This window comes from Stenotrophomonas sp. YJH_SMC_4 (assembly GCF_059371575.1).
Map to the genome: position 1 here is coordinate 243,022 of NZ_JCAFUR010000006.1, position 16,663 is coordinate 259,684.

Here is a 16,663-nt window from a genome sequence, read left to right on the forward strand (position 1 = left end):
AATCACAATGGACATCAATCCGAACCTGCCGGCGTTCAACGCCGGCGCAACCCTGAGTTCGCTGATCAGCCTGTCGGTGGCGTTCGTGCTGGGCACGGTCATTGGCCTGGAGCGGCAGCTGCGCCAACGCACCGCCGGTCTGCGTACCAACACGCTGGTGGCGGTGGGTGCGGCGGTGTTCGTCGATCTGGCCGTGCGCTTCCATGACCTGTACGGCGGCCCGCCGTCACCGCTGCATGTGGTGGCCTATGTGATCTCCGGCGTCGGCTTCCTCGGCGCCGGCGCGATCATGAAGGACGGCGCGCAGGTGTCCGGCCTGAACACCGCCGCCACCCTGTGGGGATCGGCGGCGGTGGGCGCCTGTGCCGGCATCAAGCTGCTGCCGGAGGCGGTGTTGGCAGCGGTGTTCGTGCTGGCCGCCAATACCCTGCTGCGGCCGGTGGTGAACCGCATCCAGCGGCAGCCGCTGCCGGAAGCGTTCAGCGAGGCGACCTATGCGATCAATGTGGTCTGCCAGCGCGAGCAGCAAGCCGAGGTGCTGGACCAGCTGTTGCTGCTGCTTGAGCAGGCGCATTACCCGGTGCGCGCGGTGGACCAGCGCCCGTTCGGCGAGCGCGACGTGGAGATCGAAGCGGTGCTGTATGCCACCACCGTGGATGCCGGTGAGCTCGATGCCGTGCTGGCCACCCTGGCGACCACGCCCGGTGTGCTGCAGGGCTTCTGGAACGCCAGCCTGGAGGAGTAGTGCCGGCCGCTGGCCGGCAACCCCATGATCCCCGGACGCACCGTGCATCGCTTTGGTGGGTGCCGACCGTTGGTCGGCACAGAACCTTCAGAGACCGTGTCCATCCCTGCGGTAGTCCGGCCGCTGGCCGGCAACCTCGTGATCTCCGAAGCACCGTACAGTTGCCGGCCAGCGGCCGGCACTACCAGGCATCGTTCTGGCCTGTGCCGACCAACGGTCGGCACCCACCACACAAGAGCACGCCGACCCAGGTCGGCATCCACCAATGCCGGCTTTGCTATCCTTTTCCCCCACGCCAGGGAGCTTCCCCGATGCCATCGCTGTCGCCCCGCCGCCCGCTGGTGCTGCTGGCCCTGATCGTCGTGATGGCGGCGATCTTCCTGATCGACACCGTCACCGATTACGCGGTTGCCGCTGCCTGCTTCTACGCAGCGGTCATCCTCGCGGCGTCGCGCGTGCTGGGTGCGCGCGGGCTCATCACCCTGGCCATCGCCTGCATCGCACTCACCGGGCTGAGCTTCTTCCTGACCCGCTTCGGCACCTACCGCATCGGCCTGGTCAATTCGGTGATCGGCATGCTGGTGATCGGCATCACCACCTATCTCGCCCTGAACATGGAAGCGGCCAAGGCCGCCGTGCAGGAAGCACAGGGCCGCCTGTTGCGGGTGGCGCGCGCCTCCACCGTGGGCGAGCTCACCACCTCCATCGCCCATGAAGTGAACCAGCCGCTGGCGGCCATCGCCAGCAGCGCCGAAGCCTGCCAGCGCTGGCTCGCACAGGACCCGCCGAACGTGGACAAGGCCCGGCAGACCGTGGCCCGCATCCTGGCAGACGCGCACCGCGCCGGTGACGTGATCGCCCGCATCCGCGGCCTGACCCAGGGCGCGGCACCGGAACGACGCGCCTTCGACCTGAATCAGGCGGTGGAGGAAATGCTGGCGCTGTCGCGCAGCGAGCTGGACCAGCACGGCGTGGCGGTGGCGCTGCTGCTGGACGCCGACCTGCCGCCGGTACACGCCGACCGCGTGCAGGTGCAGCAGGTGATCGGCAACCTGATCCTCAATGCAGTGGATGCAATGGAAGCCATACCCGCAGCCGACCGTCGCCTGTCACTACTGACCCGGCGTGACGGCCAGCAGGTCAGTCTCAGCGTGCGCGACCGGGGCGTGGGCCTGCCCGCCGATCATCCCGAGCGTGTATTCGATGCGTTCTGGACCACCAAGTCACATGGGCTGGGACTGGGCCTCAGCCTGAGCCGTTCGATGATCGAAGCCAATGACGGCCAGATCCGCGCCGAACGACCGGCAGGCGGCGGTGCCTGCTTCGTGTTCGACCTGCCCATCGCCTCGGACGTTCAACATGCGTAAGCCCGCTGCCCCAGCCATCGACCCAGCGCCCATCGTCTACGTGGTCGACGACGACCCGTCGGTGCGCGCCGCACTGGAAGACCTGCTGGCCTCGATGGGCCTGCAGGTGCGGGCCTTCACCTCCACCCAGGCCTTCCTCGAACACGACCTGGAAGACGCGCCAGCGTGCCTGGTGCTGGACGTGCGCATGCCCGGCCAGAGTGGGCTGGAGTTCCATCGCACGATGGGCAGCCTCGGCCTGCAGCTGCCGGTGGTATTCATCACCGGCCACGGCGACATCGCCATGGGCGTCAACGCGATCAAGGACGGTGCCATCGAGTTCCTGACCAAGCCCTTCCGTGACCAGGAGCTGCTCGATGCCATCCACAAGGGCATCGAGATCGACCGCCAGCGCCGCCGCGACGGCGAGGCACTCGGCGCGCTGCAGCTACGCTGGGACACCCTCAATGCCGGCGAGCGCGAGGTGGTCGATGGCGTGGTACGCGGCCGGCTCAACAAGCAGATTGCCAGCGACCTCGGGGTCAGCGAGATCACGGTGAAGGTGCGCCGCGCGCAGGTGATGCGCAAGATGGGCGCGCGCACCCTGGTTGACCTGGTACGCATGTATGACCGCCTGCAGGCGGGGACGCCATGAACGTCCACGTCGCCTTGCTGCGCGCGGTCAACGTCGGCGGCACCGGCAAGCTGCCGATGCGCGAACTGGTGGCGATGTGTGAGGACGCAGGCTTCGCCGATGTCCGCACGTACATCGCCAGCGGCAACGTGGTGTTGCGCAGCTCGCTCGACGAAACAGGCGTGCGCCAGGCCCTCGGCCAGCGGCTCCAGGCCTATGCCGGCAAGCCGGTGGGCGTGCTGGTGCGCTCGGCCAACGAGATTGCCGGCGTGGTGGCACGCAATCCGTTTGCGCAGGCGGCCGGCAACCGTGTGGTCGCCCTGTTCCTCGACGGCAGCCTGCCCGCCGACCCGCTGGACGGCGTGACCGGCCGGCGCGACGAACAGCTCGCACTCGGCACGCGCGAGATCTTCATCCACTACGGCGCCGGCATGGCCGACTCGCGCCTGCGCATTCCCGGCGCGGCACAGGGCACGGCGCGCAACCTCAACACCGTCGCCCGGCTCGCGACGATGGCAGCGGAACTCCGCTAGGGTTCTTCCGGAAGGCTGTAGAGCAACCGATAGTCATGGCGGCCCTCGCTGATGGTGATCTCCAGCGTGCCGGCCAGGCCGAGCAGCCCGTCGCTGCCGGAATCGGGTACCACCACCACGCTCAGCTGCGGCGTGCCACGGGTCATCAAGCCGTTGTGCTGCAGGGTGAACCCACCGTGGCGCCCGGCCAGCGTGGCCGTCACCCGCTCCATCGCCACGTAGCCGGCCGAGCCCTGCACCGGGCTGCGGAAGGCCAGCATCTGGCCGACACTGCTGCCCTGCAGGTCACCATGGAAGACCTTGTCGATCGACATCACCCCGATCGGGCCGTCGTTGCCACTGATCGGCAGCAGGTTCACTTCAAAGGTACCGCGCGCTTCGCCCTGCATCCTGCTCTCCCTCGTCGATGGGTTTGAACGCTGCTACTTCTTCGTCGCCAGTACGATCACCCCGGCCAGCACCAGGCCGATGCCGCTCCATTCCCGCAGGGTCGGACGTTCACCCAGCAACAGATAGGCGAGCACGATCACCAGCACCACGCTGAATTTGTCGACCACTGCCACCTTGGCCAGCTCGCCACTCTGCAGCGCGCGGAAGTAGAACAGCCATGACGCACCCGTGGCCAGCGCCGACAGCACCAGGAACAGCTGCGTGCGCCCGGGCAGCAGCAACGGATTGGACCACTTGCCGGTGACCACCACCAGCGGCAGGATCACCGCCGCCACCACCAGGGTGCGGATGGCCATGGCCAGATCCGAGTCGACGCCTTTGACGCCCACCTTGGCGAACAGCGCGGTCAGCGCGGCGAAACAGGCTGACAGGCCGGCCCAGACCAGCCACTGCGGAACGTTCTGCATGCTGCGCCACTCCCGGTTCCCACAGCACCCACTGCCCACGCTACTCCCATTGCCCGCCCGCGCAAGTACGGCAGCGGCGCAACGGATCACGCCCACTTCAGGCGACGCTTCAACCGCGTATCCATCAAGCCCACGGCCAGCAGCACCGCACTGGTCAGCCAACCGGCGGCCAGCAGATGGGTGTGCGGCAAGACCACGTCCAACACGACCAGCGCCACGGCACCGAACAGATGCGAATACGGGGCGCGCCCGTACACAACGCGCTTGTAGAGGGCGCTGCCAAGCAGGTAGATCAACGGCCCGGCGACCAGCACCGTTGTATATACCGGCGTCACCGCCGCTTCCGGGTGATCCATCACCAGGTCGTTGCCCACCGCGGTGGCGATGATGCCGGCGATCAGCAGCGCATGCACGTAGTGGAAGTTGGCCCCCATCCGCCCGGGGTCCTCGGAATGGGTGATCGCCGCGGTGGCATCGCGGCTGGAGATGCCGAAATACAACCACCACATGGCGATGGTGCCGGCCAAGGTGGCCAGCACCGCAGACACCACCGCAGCACTCCACTGCTCGACCTCGCTGAGCACGCCACCGGTAGCCAGCAGCGTCTCGCCGAGTGCGACGATGACGAACAGCTGGCAACGCTCGGCCAGGTGCCCGCCTTCGATGGTCCACTCGCGGGTGTGCGACCGGCCCAGGCCAGGAAACGCGAAACCGAACATCGGCGAAATGTATTCGCAGGCCACCGCCACCGCCCACAACGCCAGACGCAGATTGCCCTCGGCGGCGGCGCCCGCCAGCCAGAAGCAGGCCGACACGCTCACCCACGCCAGCATGCGTCGGAAATTGGGCGCCAACGGATGGCTGCGACCGACCTCCAGCAGCACGAACACCGTGCGCCCGACCTGCATGGTGGCGTACGCCCCCGCGAAGACCCAGGCGCGTTCAGCGAAGGCCTCGGGAATGGACGAGGACATCAACAGCGCCAGCAACATGGTGACGAACAGCAGGCTGCGGATGCGTGGCGCCTCGGGATCGAACCAGTTGCTGACCCAGCAGGCGTACTGCCAGCCCAGCCAGACCGCGAACCACAGCACCAGCGTCTGCATCACCCCGACCAGGTCCAGGTGATGCAGCAGATGGTGGCTGAGCTGGGTAACCGCAAAGACGTAGACCAGATCAAAGAACAGCTCTTCGTAAGTCACGCGGGCGTGGTCGCCATCGCGCTGGCGCAGGGCAGGCGGTCTCAGTCGTGTGCTCATGGCCGTCCTTCAGCGCGCCAGGCGCCAGTACAGCAGTCCAGCCAGCAGGGCCGGCAGCGCGAACACCAGCAGCAGGATCGGCAGTTCTTCCCGCACGGCGTAACCGGCCTTGCTCACGCCCACCCACATGTTGGCCAGCGTCACCAGCAGCCAGGTGGCGATGAACGCGAGCAGCGCCGTGGGCAGCTGTGACTGGCCTACGCTCCACAGCCGCCCGAAGAGCAGGAATACCCCCAACAACAACACCCCACCCACCATCACCAGAAGCACGTGCATGGTCCATCTCCTTGAGCCTGCTTGCAGGCTAGCCGCGGCCGATTCTGCGCTCCAGACGATGATCGTGGTTTCACTTTCCAGTTCCGACGAACAATCCCCGACCCGCGCCCCACATGGCAAACGCGAACGGTTCCCATTAGTATTGCGTCATCGCGCAGGGATGCCCTCCCCCGCGCGCGCCCCTTGCCCTTGCTTCCGGTCCGGATGTCCCAGCTGCCTTCCCCACCCCCTCCCGCGCTGCCGCTGATGTCCTCGCTGGTGCGCCATTACGAGGAACTGGTGGAGTACCTGCGCCGCCGTTTCCGCTCGCCGGGGTTGGCTCGTGAGGTGGTGCACGATGTCTGCGTGCGCCTGCTGGAACGCCCGGCCGCCTACGATGCACGGCAACCCATCGCGCTGCTGCGGCGGATCGCGCACGATACGGCGGTGGATCGCTGCCGCGCCGAGGATCTGCGCCGGCACTGGGTGGAAGCGCGTGCCGAGCTGCCCGATGACGCCTGCCCGCGCCCCGGGCCTGAGCAGCAGGCGCAGGGACAGCAGGCACTGCAACGACTGGGCGCCACCATCGAACGCATGCCCTGCCGCCGCCAGCAGGTCTTCATCCTGCACAAGATCCACGAACTGCCACAGGCTGAGGTTGCCCGCCGCATGGGTATCGGCCAGAAGGCGGTGGAGCGCCACCTGCGCCTGGCCATGGCCGATTGCCAACGGTCGGCTGGCCTGCGATGAGCCCACAACCGCCGCCGTCCCCACCGCAACCGCCGGTCCAACCCGCAACCATCGACCAGGTGCTGGACCAGCATCGCGATGCCCTGAAGGAACGCTTCCCCATGCCCAGCGCGGATGCGTTGCAGCGTCGTCGCGGTGGGCGTGCGGCGAAGATCGTCCTGCCGCTGCTGCTGATCACGGCCACGGGCGTGTTCATTGCCGACCCGGCATGGCAGGTGCACGACTATCGGAGCGCGGTGGGCGAACGCCGCGGCATCCGCCTGCCCGATGGCAGCCATCTGCTGCTCGACGCCGGTACCCATCTGCAGGTTCGCAGGCACATCCGCTCGCGGCAGGTGGTGCTGGTGCAGGGCCAGGCCCGTTTCCAGGTGCAGCACTCGACCTGGCGCCCGTTCGAGGTCGAGGCCGGGGCGGTGCATGTGCGCAACTATGGCACGGTGTTCGACGTTGACCGGCAGGGTAGCCTCAGCGAGGTAACCCTGTGGCGCGGCGAGGTGGGCGTGCGTGTGGATGGCGGGGGCGCAGAGCAGCGCCTGAAGCCGGGGCAGCGCGTGCTGGCCCAGCCAGGATCGTTGTCTCCGCCGGAAGCGGTGGACCCGGATCGAGCCGACTGGACCCGTGGACGGCTGCAATTCGACCGCATGCCGTTGGCCGAGGTGCTGCGCATCCTGCAGCGCTATCACGACCGTCCCATCGTGCTGGACGACCCGGTACTGGGGCCGCTGCAGGTGTCAGGCGTCTTCGATGCCGACCGCGCCGAGACTGTACTCGCGCTGCTGCCCGAGATCCTGCCGGTACAGGTGCACACCGCTTCCGATGGCAGCCTGCATCTGCGCGCCCGCGATTGAATGCCACACCGAGGGTGGGTTGCGCGCCGTCCCATCCGGCAAGTGCTTGAACCCTTCCGAAGGACCCCCGCATGACCCGCCCTGTTCCGCCAGCCGCCCTGCGCCGGCTGGCCCCCACCCTGCTCGCTGCCTGCCTCTGTGCGGCCCTGCCCGCCACGGCGCAGACCGCTGCATCCGCGCCCGTCGAGCTGCACCTGCCGGCCGGCCCGTTGCAGGCCTCGCTCACTGCGCTGGCGCGGCAGAGTGGCATCCAGCTGCTGTTCGCCGCCGACAGCGTGAGCGGCCGCAGCGCCCCGGCTGTTGATGGCCGCTACACCCCGCGTGAGGCCCTGCAGCGGCTGCTGGCAGGCCAAGGCCTGGCGATGCAGGAACGTTCGCCAGGGGTGTTCGTGGTGAGTGCCGCGCCAGCGCCGGCGAAGCCGCGCATCCCGGCCCGGGCCGCATCATCGGCGCCGTCATCCGCCTCGACGACGTCGCTGGCCCGCGTCACGGTCTCGGCCTCGACCGCGCGCATGCCGCAGGGCGAGACCGCCATGCCCAATACCATCACGGTGCTGACCCGCGAGGACATCGCCCAGCAGCTGGCATTGGGCTCGGATGTGTCGCGGGTGCTGTCGTCGCAGATCCCGGCGTTTGCCCCGGCGCGCGAGAAGATGTCCAACTACGGCGAAACCATGCGCGGCCGCGGCATCCTGTACATGGTCGACGGCGTGCCGCAGTCCACGCCACTGCGAGATGGCTCGCGTGATTCGCACACCATCGACCCGGCGATGATCGAACGCATCGAGGTCATCCACGGTGCCAACGCGCTACAGGGCATCGGCGGTACCGGCGGCATCGTCAACATCATCACCCGCAGTGCGCCCAGTGAGCCGGGCGCGTTCCTGCTCGACACCAGCGTCAGCTACAGCGCTGCCCTGCCCAGCCGCCACGACGACAATGGCCAGCGCGGCTCGGCCCTGGTGGGCGTGCGCGGCGAGCAGTTCGACCTGGTCGCCGGCCTGGCCTATGAGAAGCAGGGCCTGTACCACGACGGCGAGGGCCGATCGATCGGCACCAACGCGCAGGGCGAGCTGATGGACTCGACCTCATCGAACGTATTCGCCAAGCTGGGCTGGAACATTGCCGACGGCCACCGCCTGCAGGTCATGGCCAACCGCTATGAACTGCGCGGGCTGGACAACTACCTGGCCATCAACGGTGACTACCGGACCGGTCGCCCGACCATTTCGGTCCCGGGCGATACGCCGCTCGATCCGCCGATGAACCGCTCGCGTTCGCTGACGGTGGACTACAGCGCCGCCGACCTGCTCGGCGGCCGTTTCCAGGCGCAGGCCTTCGCGGTCGATTTCGAAGGCCGCTACGGTGCCAGCCAATGGGATCCTTGGGGCAACACCGGCGCCAATGCCGCCTGGGACCAGACCCAGAACGAATCGGACAAGCGCGGCTTCAAGCTGACCCAGAGCTGGAGCCGCATCGCCGACACCTCGCTGGACGTGACCCTGGGCCTGGACGGCCTGCGCGACCGCACCCACCAGGTGCTGCTGGCCAGTGGCATGAACTGGGTGCCGCAGACCACCTACCAGAGCCTGTCACCGCTGCTGCAGCTGCACTGGTGGCCGACCGATCACCTGATGCTGTCCGGCGGCCTGCGCTACGAAAAGGGCGAGCTGGAAGTAGGCGACTACACCACCCTGCCCCGTTACGGCGCACGCAAGGTGGCCGGTGGCAAGCCGACCATGAGCGAGACCCTGCCCAACTTCGGCGCGGTCTGGTACATCAACGATCGCCTCAACGCCTATGCCTCGTACTCGGAAGGCTACACCGTGGCCGACGTCGGCCGCGTGCTGCGCGCGATCAACCGCGACGGCCAGCGCGTGGACAGCCTCATCGACCTGTCACCGGTGGTGTCGGACAACCGCGAGATCGGACTGGAGTACGACGATGGCCGCTTCAGCGGTGACATTGCCTACTACACCTCCGAATCCAGGCTCGGCTCGGTACTGATCTACGATCCGGGCATCGATGCCTATGCGGTACAGCGCCAGGCCACCCGCGTGGAAGGCTTTGAAAGCAACCTGCGCCTGCGGCTGGGCGACAGCCGCCTCGGCCTCGGCTACGCACGCGCCAACGGCCGCTACGACGCCGACGTCGACGGTCGCCTCGACAGCGACCTGGCTGGTGTGAACATCGCGCCGAACCGGCTGACTGCGTTCTGGGAACAGAGCTGGACGCCGCAGCTGAGCACCCGCCTGCAGGCCAGTCATGCCTTCGACCGCGACTTCGACCTGCGTGGCGCGCGGGTGGCCGAGTTCAAGGGTTACACCACCGTGGATCTGGTCGCGCGCTATACGCTGGACAAGCATGCCTTCACGCTGGGCGTGCAGAACCTGGCGGACAGGCAGTACATCAGCTACTACTCGCAGACCACGCCGTCGAACCCGAGCTATTTCTCCGGCCGCGGCCGGGTGCTGACGCTGGGATGGCAGTACCGGTACTGATCCATGGCGTCCTTATGGGAGCCATGAAATCTATGCGAGACGCGATGAAGGAGGCCCATGCTAGTTTCTGGGCCTCCTTCAAGCGGACGTGGATCATGCGTTTTACCCTGCTCGCCTTCGCCCTGGCCGTCGCTCTTCCGGCCGCCCACGCCAGCGCCGCCGAGGCACCGCTGCCACAACTGCGGGCCTATACCGTGGATGCGTCCTGGCTGCAGCCGATGGCGCCGCTGCAGGTTGCCGACCACACCTGGCAGATCGGCACCGAGGACCTGACCGCGCTGCTGGTGCAGACCGCCGAGGGCGCAGTACTGCTGGATGGCGGCATGCCACAGATGGCCGGTCACCTGCTGGACAACATGAAGCTGCGCGGCGTGGCCCCGCAGGACCTGCGATTGATCCTGCTCAGCCATGCGCATGCCGACCACGCCGGCCCGGTCGCCGAGCTCAAGCGTCGCACCGGCGCGCATGTGGCGGCCAATGCAGAAACGGCGGTGCTGCTGGCGCGCGGCGGCAGCAACGACCTGCACTTTGGCGACGGCATCACCTATCCGCCGGCCAGCGCCGACCGCATCATCATGGACGGCGAAGTGGTCACGGTGGGCGGCATCGCATTCACCGCGCACTTCATGCCGGGGCACACCCCGGGCAGCACCGCCTGGACCTGGACCGACACCCGCGATGGGAAGCCGGTGCGCATCGCCTACGCCGACAGCCTGAGTGCACCGGGTTACCAGCTGAAGGGCAATCCCCGTTATCCGCGCCTGATCGAGGACTACAAGCGCAGCTTCGCAACGGTACGGGCGCTGCCCTGCGATCTGCTGCTCACCCCGCATCCGGGCGCCAGCAACTGGAACTACGCCGTCGGCAGCAAGGCCAGCGCCGAGGCACTGACCTGCAACGCCTACGCGGATGCGGCCGAGAAGAAGTTCGACGCGCAGTTGGCCAGGGAAACGGCCGGGACCCGCTGATTCCGAAGCGTCGAGCTTGCTCGACGGAGCCGCAGAGCAGTCGAGCACGGCTCGACTCTGTAAAGAGCAAGTCGGCCGCGAGGAAAGGTGCCGGTCAGACCGACCGGCACCACCACTGGCTGTCAGCCACCTTGCCCGTGCTGGGCAAACGGCTCGGTGCTGCCGTCGGTGCGCACCAGCTCGACGGTGTACGGCTGCACGTATCCGTCCGGCATTTCCATGCCCGGCGAACCGGCCGGCATGCCGGGCAGCACCAGCCCGCGCGCGGCCGGGCGTTCGGCCAGCAGGCGCTTGATGTCCTCGGCCGGGATGTGACCCTCGACCACGTAACCGCCGATCTCGGCGGTATGGCAGGACGCCTTGCCGACCGGCACACCCAGGCGGACCTTGATTGGATTCATGTCATCGGTGTCGCGCACATCGACCTGGAAGCCGGCGGCCTTCAGGTGGTCGACCCAGATGCCACAGCAACCGCAGCTGGCGGTCTTGTGCACGATGGCCACCGGCAAGGCCGGATCGACCTTGGCCGGGCTGGCCTGGATCGGTGTCACCGGTGCCGCGCTGGCGACCGGTGCGGCGGCGGATTCTTCGGCGGCACGTGCACAGGCGGTCGTAGCCAACACAGTGCCCAGCAGCAGGCCGAGGGAGAGAGTACGGTTCATTGAGTGATTCCTTTGCAGAGGCGGGCAACGTAGCCCGCCGCCCGCGCATCGAAGGCGCGGGCAGAGTCGAGAAGAAGTCGAGCAGCTACGGCAGGCGCGTGAGGCCTGCAGGAAATCACGCGATGGGGGGCCGCAACGGGTCCGGCATCGGCGGCGATGCGCGTTGCTGGGAACGGGCGGCTACAGGCGCCTCGCGCCACGGCGAGGCTGGCGTTCCGCTCAACGTGGCCAGCATGCCAAGGCAGGCGGGCGGGCATTCACACTCACCACTCTGGCAGGCCGCCGGGGCCGTATCATCGCAGCAGCCGGCTGCCGCCATCGCGGCCGCGTGCGGTGCAGCGCAGTGATCCTGATTGGCCGATCCGCTGTACGAAGACGCAGCGAGTGCCAGCGCCGGTGCATTCAGCACCAGGGCAACAAGCAACATCCATCGCAGCAGCAGGCCAGGCAGGTTCACACGCCGATGATAGCCGATGCAGGCACCCTCAGTGGGCTGGCAACGACCCTGACAGCTTGACAACCACGCGGCCGACTTGCGCGACGCCCCTTGCTATGGCGAGATGGCAATCGTGCCACCCTGCATTGCCACGCCCCTGCCCCTGTCCCCGACACGGAGTTTCCCTCATGAATGGATTCATGCGAACACTGCTTGTGGTGCTGCTGTTGTCGTGCGCGACCATCACGCACGCCGAAAAACCAAGCGAAGATGAAGCAAGCGAACGCGCTGAAGTCTCTCGGCAGGCACAGCAACTGCTGGAGAAGCAGGATTTCGCCAGACTGGAGCAACTCGCCAGTCGTTACCGGGATACGGATCGCTACTTCAGCAGTGGTGTCTGGAAGCTTTCGGCGTACTACGTAGGCATCGGCTATGCCTTCAGCATGAGCAACCGTGACCCGGCCTACTGGCAGGGTCGCGAGAAGCTCGTGCAGGCGTGGATCTCGCGCTACCCCAGGTCGCCGTCGGCGCGCCTGGCCATGGCTGAGATGCTCAGCCGCCAAGGCTGGAGCATCCGCGGCCCCGGCTATGCAAATACGGTGAAGGAAGAGGACTGGGCACCGTTCAAGGCGCTGCAGCAGCAGGCCGTTGACTACCTGCTGAAATACAAGGACATCGCCAGCACGGACCCGTACTGGTACGAGTCGATGGAACACCGGGCGATCGAACAGAGTTGGGATGCAGACCGCTTCTTCGCATTGCATGACGAAGGCATCGCGCGCTATCCGGGCTACTTCCCGCTCTACTTTGCTGCCGTGCGCTATTTCGCTCCGAAGTGGGGCGGCGATCCGGCTGGCCTGGAAGCCTATGCACGCAGGGTCATGGCTGCGGCCCCACCGCAGGACCAATACATGCTGTACGCCCGTATCTACTGGGTCGCCTCGCAGCGAGAGTACGAGGACCGTTTGTTCACCGCGTCGAAAGTGAACTGGCCGACCATGAAACGCGGCTTCGAAGACGTGCTGTCACGTTATCCCTCGCCATGGAACCTGCAATCATTCGCGTACTTCGCCTGCCAGGCCAATGATCCCGTCAAGGCCCGTGAACTGCTGGCGCAGATCCAGGAACCGATCGTTGGCGCTTGGCGGGATACGGCCAACTATTTCCGTTGTTCCTTTGCTCTGGATGAACCCAACCCACATGCCGAAGGCCCATAGGACTGGATTCATCCACTGCTAGGCGACCGCCGCCATCGCCCGCATCCGCACCGGGATCGACTTGGCCGCCGGCGTGCCGCTGAGGCGGTCGTAGTAGTCCAGCGGCAACAACGGGTTCAGTTCGGGGTAGTAGCCGGCCAGCGCGCCGCGCGGCATCGGGTAGTCCAGTACGGTCAGGCCCTCGATGCGCCGCTGCACGCCATCACCGCTGATCGTCTCCAGGCTGACCCGCGCCTCCTTGTCCAGCCCGCGCGCCAGCCGGTCCTCGATGTTCATGAACAGCACCATGCGATCGTTGTACACGCCGCGGTAGCGGTCGTTGTAGCTGTAGATGGTGGTGTTGTACTGATCGTGCGAGCGCACCGTGGCCAACCGCAGCATGTCCGGGTCATGTACGGGGTCGTCCACGTCCAGGCCGGGCATCACCAGGATGTTGGCCTTGCCATTCGGCGTGGGCCACACCCGGCGGCGCGGCGGAATGTCCAGATGGAAACCGTGTGGCTGCCGGATGCGCTCGTTGAAGCCGGTGTAGATCTCCGGATACACCGCAGCAATCAGCTCGCGGATGGGTGCGTAGTCGTGCATGCAGCCGGCCCAGTCAACCCTGCTGTCGGGCAGTGTGGCCAGCGCCATGCGGCAGACGATTTCGACCTCGGGCAACACATCGGCGCTGACCGGTTCGAGCACGCCGCGCGAGGCGGTCACATTGGACATCGCGTCTTCGATGGTGACGAACTGCTCGCCGGCCGGCGTGACGATGCGCTCCGAGCGCGCCACCACCGGCAGGATCAGCGCATCGCGGCCATGAACCAGGTGCCCACGGTTGAGCTTGGTGGCGATCCCCACGGTCAGGTCCAGGCCACGCATTGCCTCGTACGCGCGGCGTATCGGGCACCGCATGGATGAAGTTGCCACCCAGGCCGATGAACACCCTGGCACTGCCCTCCAGCATCGCCTCGATGGATTCGACCACATGGTGGCCATGTTCGCGCGGCGGGTCGAAACCGAACACCTGCTGCACGCGGTCGAGATAGGCCGGCTTGGGCTTCTCGTCGATGCCGACGGTGCGGTCACCCTGCACATTGGAATGGCCACGGATCGGCCCGATACCCGCACCGGGCTTGCCGAAATTGCCACGCAGCAACAGCAGGTTGGCGACCTGCTGCAGCAGGCGCGAGCCGTACTGGTGCTGGGTCAGCCCCATGCCGTAGCAGATCACGGTGGCGTTGGAGCGGATGTAGATCTCCGCACAGCGACGGATCTGCGCCTGCGAAATGCCGGACACCTGCACGATCTGGTCCCAGTCCTGCGCCATCACGTCTTCGCGCAGCGCCTCCAGGCCCACCGTGTGTTCGGCGAGGAATGCATGGTCGAGCACACGCTCACCCTGCGCCTCGCGCTCGAACATCACCTTCATCATGCCCTTGATCAGGGCCAGGTCGCCGCCGATGCGGATGTGCACGAACTCGCTGGTGATCTCGGTCGAACCGAACGTGGCCATCTGCACCATGTCCTGCGGCTCGGCGAAGCGGATCAGCGCGCGCTCGGGCATCGGGTTGACCGCCACGATCGGAATGCCGCGTTTGCGCGCCTCGACCAGGTTGCTCATCATCCGCGGTGAATTGGTGCCGGTGTTCTGGCCGATCACGAAGATCGCCTCGGCGTGCTCGAAATCCTGCAGCACGATGGTGCCCTTGCCCACCCCGATGGCCGGCGGCAGGCCGCGGCTGGTCGGCTCGTGGCACATGTTCGAGCAGTCCGGAAAATTATTGGTGCCGAACTCGCGCACGAAGATCGAATACAGGAACGCCGCTTCGTTGGGCGTGCGTCCGGAGGTATAGAACTCGGCCTGGTGCGGGCTGTCCAGCGCCTGCAGGTGGCGGCCGATCAGTGCGAAGGCATCGTCCCAGCTGCACGGCACGTAGTGATCGGTGGCCGCGTCGTAGCGCATCGGCTCGGTCAACCGGCCCTGCATCTCCAGCCAGTAGTCGGTCTGCGCCATCAGCTCGGTAACGGTATGCCGGGCGAACAGCTCACGACCGGCACGGAACTGGGTGGCTTCCCAGGCCAGTGCCTTCGCGCCGTTCTCGCAGAACTCCAGCTTCTTGCGTTCGTCGGCATCGGGGAACGCGCAGCTGGGGCACTTGAAGCCACCGGGCTGGTTCATCGCCAGCAACGCCTTCGACCCCTTGCCGATCACACTCTGCTGCAGCAACACCTTGGCGGTGGCTCCGGCGGCACCCCAACCACCGGCGGGCTGGTTGTAGGGCTTGTAACGCGGCGGCTTCTGCTCGGACATGTTCGGGAACCTGACGGAAGGAACGCGGCAACAATGGGCACAACGCGGTCCGGCGGCGCTTTCGGACGCACAGCCAGCCCCACAGTCAAACACGGCCTGCACGGCTTCGCCAGTGGGTGCGCGCTGTTTTCAGCGCAGCCTGCCATGACAACGGTTACACCTGCGTCAGCGCATGGCCACTGCGCTATTCTCGATGGCGTGGGTGGTCCACCACCTGCGTATCTCCCTTGTCCGGACGCGCTGCATGCCTGATTCGACCCCACCGCACACCCCGCCTGCCGGCACGGCCCAGCGCCCGTTGCAGCGCTGGCGCAGCGAGGGGCGACAGCCCCTGGTCGACGTGGTGGCCGAGGAAGTGCCGGTGGCGCTGCGTTACAACGACGCCGCCTTCGCGGTGATGATGGCCACGCCCTGCGACCTGGAGGACTTTGCGCTTGGGTTCTCGCTCAGCGAGGGACTGATTGCTACGCCCTCGCAGCTACTGTCGATCGACATCCGCCCACAGCTGGAAGGCATCGAACTGCAGATGACCGTGGCCGAGGAGGCACCCGGTGCCGACCTGGACCCCGCCAATGGGCGCCTGCTGCCCGGCCGTGGTGGCTGCGGCCTGTGCGGCACGCGCCAGCTGGAAGAAGTGCTGCGACCGCTGCCGCAGATCCGCGAACGCCGCAGCTATTCCGCCACCGCCCTGCAGCGGGCGGTGGCGACCTTGGCGCAGCACCAGCCGATGAATGCGGCAAGCGGTTCGATCCACGCCGCGGCCTGGGCCGACGCCAGTGGGCGCATCGGTTGGGTACGCGAGGACGTGGGTCGCCACAATGCACTGGACAAGCTGATCGGCGCCCTGCATCACAACGAGCACGCCATCGACGGTGGGTTGCTGGTGATTTCCAGCCGCGCCAGCTACGAAATGGTGAGCAAGGCAGCGCGTGCGGGAGCCAGCGTGCTGGCGGCGGTTTCGGCGCCGACCGCGCTGGCGATCGACCTGGCCCGCAGCGCCGGCCTGTGCCTGGTCGGGTTCGCGCGGGAAAGCGGGTTCAATGTGTATACCCATCCCGAACGGCTGCAGGCAGACGACATTTAGCGTCGACTGGGTAGTCGTCGACTGGGTAGAGTCGACTGTCAGTCGACTGCTCTTCGTTCAGCCCCCCCGAAAACCCCGCGCTGCGCGCGATAGTCGACTGACAGTCGACTCTACCCGGTCGGCTCCAATCAGACCGGCCCGGGCGACCACTGCCACCCGGGCCAGGCCAGATCTCAGCGCAGCGCCACCTTCGGGAAGTCCACCGGCACGTCGAACGCTGCGTTGTAGAGTCGACTGTCAGTCGACTGCTCTTCGTTCAGACCCCCCGA

15 protein-coding genes and 1 pseudogene are annotated in these 16,663 nt (G+C 67.0%); 10 read left to right on the forward strand and 6 right to left on the reverse strand.

Annotated elements, in window-relative coordinates; genetic code table 11:
* Nucleotides 1-7 precede the first annotated feature (7 nt).
* The 4 genes from AC5P9F_RS12250 to AC5P9F_RS12265 all read left to right on the forward strand — a co-directional run bounded on the left by AC5P9F_RS12250 (nucleotide 8) and on the right by AC5P9F_RS12265 (nucleotide 3,258).
* Nucleotides 8-745: an MgtC/SapB family protein gene (locus tag AC5P9F_RS12250; RefSeq protein ID WP_012511185.1), complete on the forward strand. Its 738-nt coding sequence runs from the start codon at nucleotides 8-10 to the stop codon at nucleotides 743-745.
* Between the two features lie 311 nt (nucleotides 746-1,056).
* A complete protein-coding gene (locus AC5P9F_RS12255; protein WP_274849856.1) occupies nucleotides 1,057-2,112 on the forward strand; it encodes a sensor histidine kinase in 1,056 nt (351 codons plus the stop codon).
* Complete coding sequence (locus AC5P9F_RS12260) at nucleotides 2,105-2,746, forward strand: response regulator transcription factor (protein WP_065184016.1); 642 nt, start codon at nucleotides 2,105-2,107, stop codon at nucleotides 2,744-2,746. Before AC5P9F_RS12255 ends, AC5P9F_RS12260 begins: the two co-directional genes overlap by 8 nt.
* Nucleotides 2,743-3,258, forward strand: coding sequence for a DUF1697 domain-containing protein (locus AC5P9F_RS12265; RefSeq protein ID WP_012480383.1), 516 nt, complete (start codon nucleotides 2,743-2,745; stop codon nucleotides 3,256-3,258). The genes AC5P9F_RS12260 and AC5P9F_RS12265 overlap by 4 nt, the downstream gene beginning before the upstream one ends.
* Here the strand turns inward: AC5P9F_RS12265 and AC5P9F_RS12270 are convergent.
* From AC5P9F_RS12270 to AC5P9F_RS12285, 4 genes are all read right to left on the reverse strand, one after another.
* Nucleotides 3,255-3,647 (reverse strand): DUF3224 domain-containing protein, encoded by a 393-nt coding sequence (locus tag AC5P9F_RS12270; protein WP_005409813.1) that lies wholly within the window; start codon nucleotides 3,645-3,647, stop codon nucleotides 3,255-3,257. The two genes, AC5P9F_RS12265 and AC5P9F_RS12270, sit on opposite strands and share 4 nt — an antisense overlap.
* Nucleotides 3,648-3,680: 33 nt before the next feature.
* The gene (locus AC5P9F_RS12275; protein ID WP_043033365.1) at nucleotides 3,681-4,115 is read right to left on the reverse strand and encodes an EamA family transporter; all 435 of its coding nucleotides are present in this window, start codon (nucleotides 4,113-4,115) and stop codon (nucleotides 3,681-3,683) included.
* Nucleotides 4,116-4,201: 86 nt separating this feature from the next.
* Nucleotides 4,202-5,374, reverse strand: a complete 1,173-nt coding sequence (locus AC5P9F_RS12280; protein ID WP_495231962.1) for a low temperature requirement protein A — start codon at nucleotides 5,372-5,374, stop codon at nucleotides 4,202-4,204.
* 9 nt (nucleotides 5,375-5,383) lie between these two features.
* On the reverse strand, nucleotides 5,384-5,650 hold the full coding sequence (locus tag AC5P9F_RS12285; RefSeq protein WP_005413581.1) for a hypothetical protein: 267 nt from the start codon (nucleotides 5,648-5,650) through the stop codon (nucleotides 5,384-5,386).
* 204 nt (nucleotides 5,651-5,854) lie between these two features.
* On the opposite strand from AC5P9F_RS12285, the gene AC5P9F_RS12290 reads away from it, so the two are divergent.
* The 4 genes from AC5P9F_RS12290 (at nucleotide 5,855) to blaL1 (ending at nucleotide 10,696) form a co-directional block, all read left to right on the forward strand.
* The gene (locus AC5P9F_RS12290) at nucleotides 5,855-6,379 is read left to right on the forward strand and encodes an RNA polymerase sigma factor (RefSeq protein WP_024956546.1); all 525 of its coding nucleotides are present in this window, start codon (nucleotides 5,855-5,857) and stop codon (nucleotides 6,377-6,379) included.
* Complete coding sequence (locus tag AC5P9F_RS12295) at nucleotides 6,376-7,227, forward strand: FecR family protein (protein WP_024956545.1); 852 nt, start codon at nucleotides 6,376-6,378, stop codon at nucleotides 7,225-7,227. The genes AC5P9F_RS12290 and AC5P9F_RS12295 overlap by 4 nt, the downstream gene beginning before the upstream one ends.
* A gap of 71 nt (nucleotides 7,228-7,298) precedes the next feature.
* Nucleotides 7,299-9,728, forward strand: a complete 2,430-nt coding sequence (locus tag AC5P9F_RS12300; protein ID WP_024956544.1) for a TonB-dependent receptor — start codon at nucleotides 7,299-7,301, stop codon at nucleotides 9,726-9,728.
* Between the two features lie 95 nt (nucleotides 9,729-9,823).
* On the forward strand, nucleotides 9,824-10,696 hold the full coding sequence (gene blaL1, locus AC5P9F_RS12305) for a L1 family subclass B3 metallo-beta-lactamase (protein ID WP_024956543.1): 873 nt from the start codon (nucleotides 9,824-9,826) through the stop codon (nucleotides 10,694-10,696).
* Between the two features lie 122 nt (nucleotides 10,697-10,818).
* Here blaL1 and AC5P9F_RS12310 read toward each other — a convergent pair whose 3' ends face one another.
* Nucleotides 10,819-11,358, reverse strand: coding sequence for a DUF411 domain-containing protein (locus AC5P9F_RS12310; protein WP_005413586.1), 540 nt, complete (start codon nucleotides 11,356-11,358; stop codon nucleotides 10,819-10,821).
* A 651-nt stretch (nucleotides 11,359-12,009) separates the two neighbouring features.
* Between AC5P9F_RS12310 and AC5P9F_RS12315 the strand changes: the two genes are divergently transcribed.
* Nucleotides 12,010-13,011 carry a DUF4034 domain-containing protein gene (locus AC5P9F_RS12315; protein WP_258391537.1) on the forward strand — a complete coding sequence of 334 codons (1,002 nt, stop codon included), beginning with the start codon at nucleotides 12,010-12,012 and terminating at the stop codon, nucleotides 13,009-13,011.
* A gap of 18 nt (nucleotides 13,012-13,029) precedes the next feature.
* Here AC5P9F_RS12315 and AC5P9F_RS12320 read toward each other — a convergent pair.
* A pseudogene (locus AC5P9F_RS12320) lies at nucleotides 13,030-15,310 on the reverse strand (FdhF/YdeP family oxidoreductase).
* Nucleotides 15,311-15,554: 244 nt separating this feature from the next.
* On the opposite strand from AC5P9F_RS12320, the gene fdhD reads away from it, so the two are divergent.
* Nucleotides 15,555-16,394: a formate dehydrogenase accessory sulfurtransferase FdhD gene (gene fdhD / locus AC5P9F_RS12325; protein ID WP_099530389.1), complete on the forward strand. Its 840-nt coding sequence runs from the start codon at nucleotides 15,555-15,557 to the stop codon at nucleotides 16,392-16,394.
* Nucleotides 16,395-16,663 lie beyond the last annotated feature (269 nt).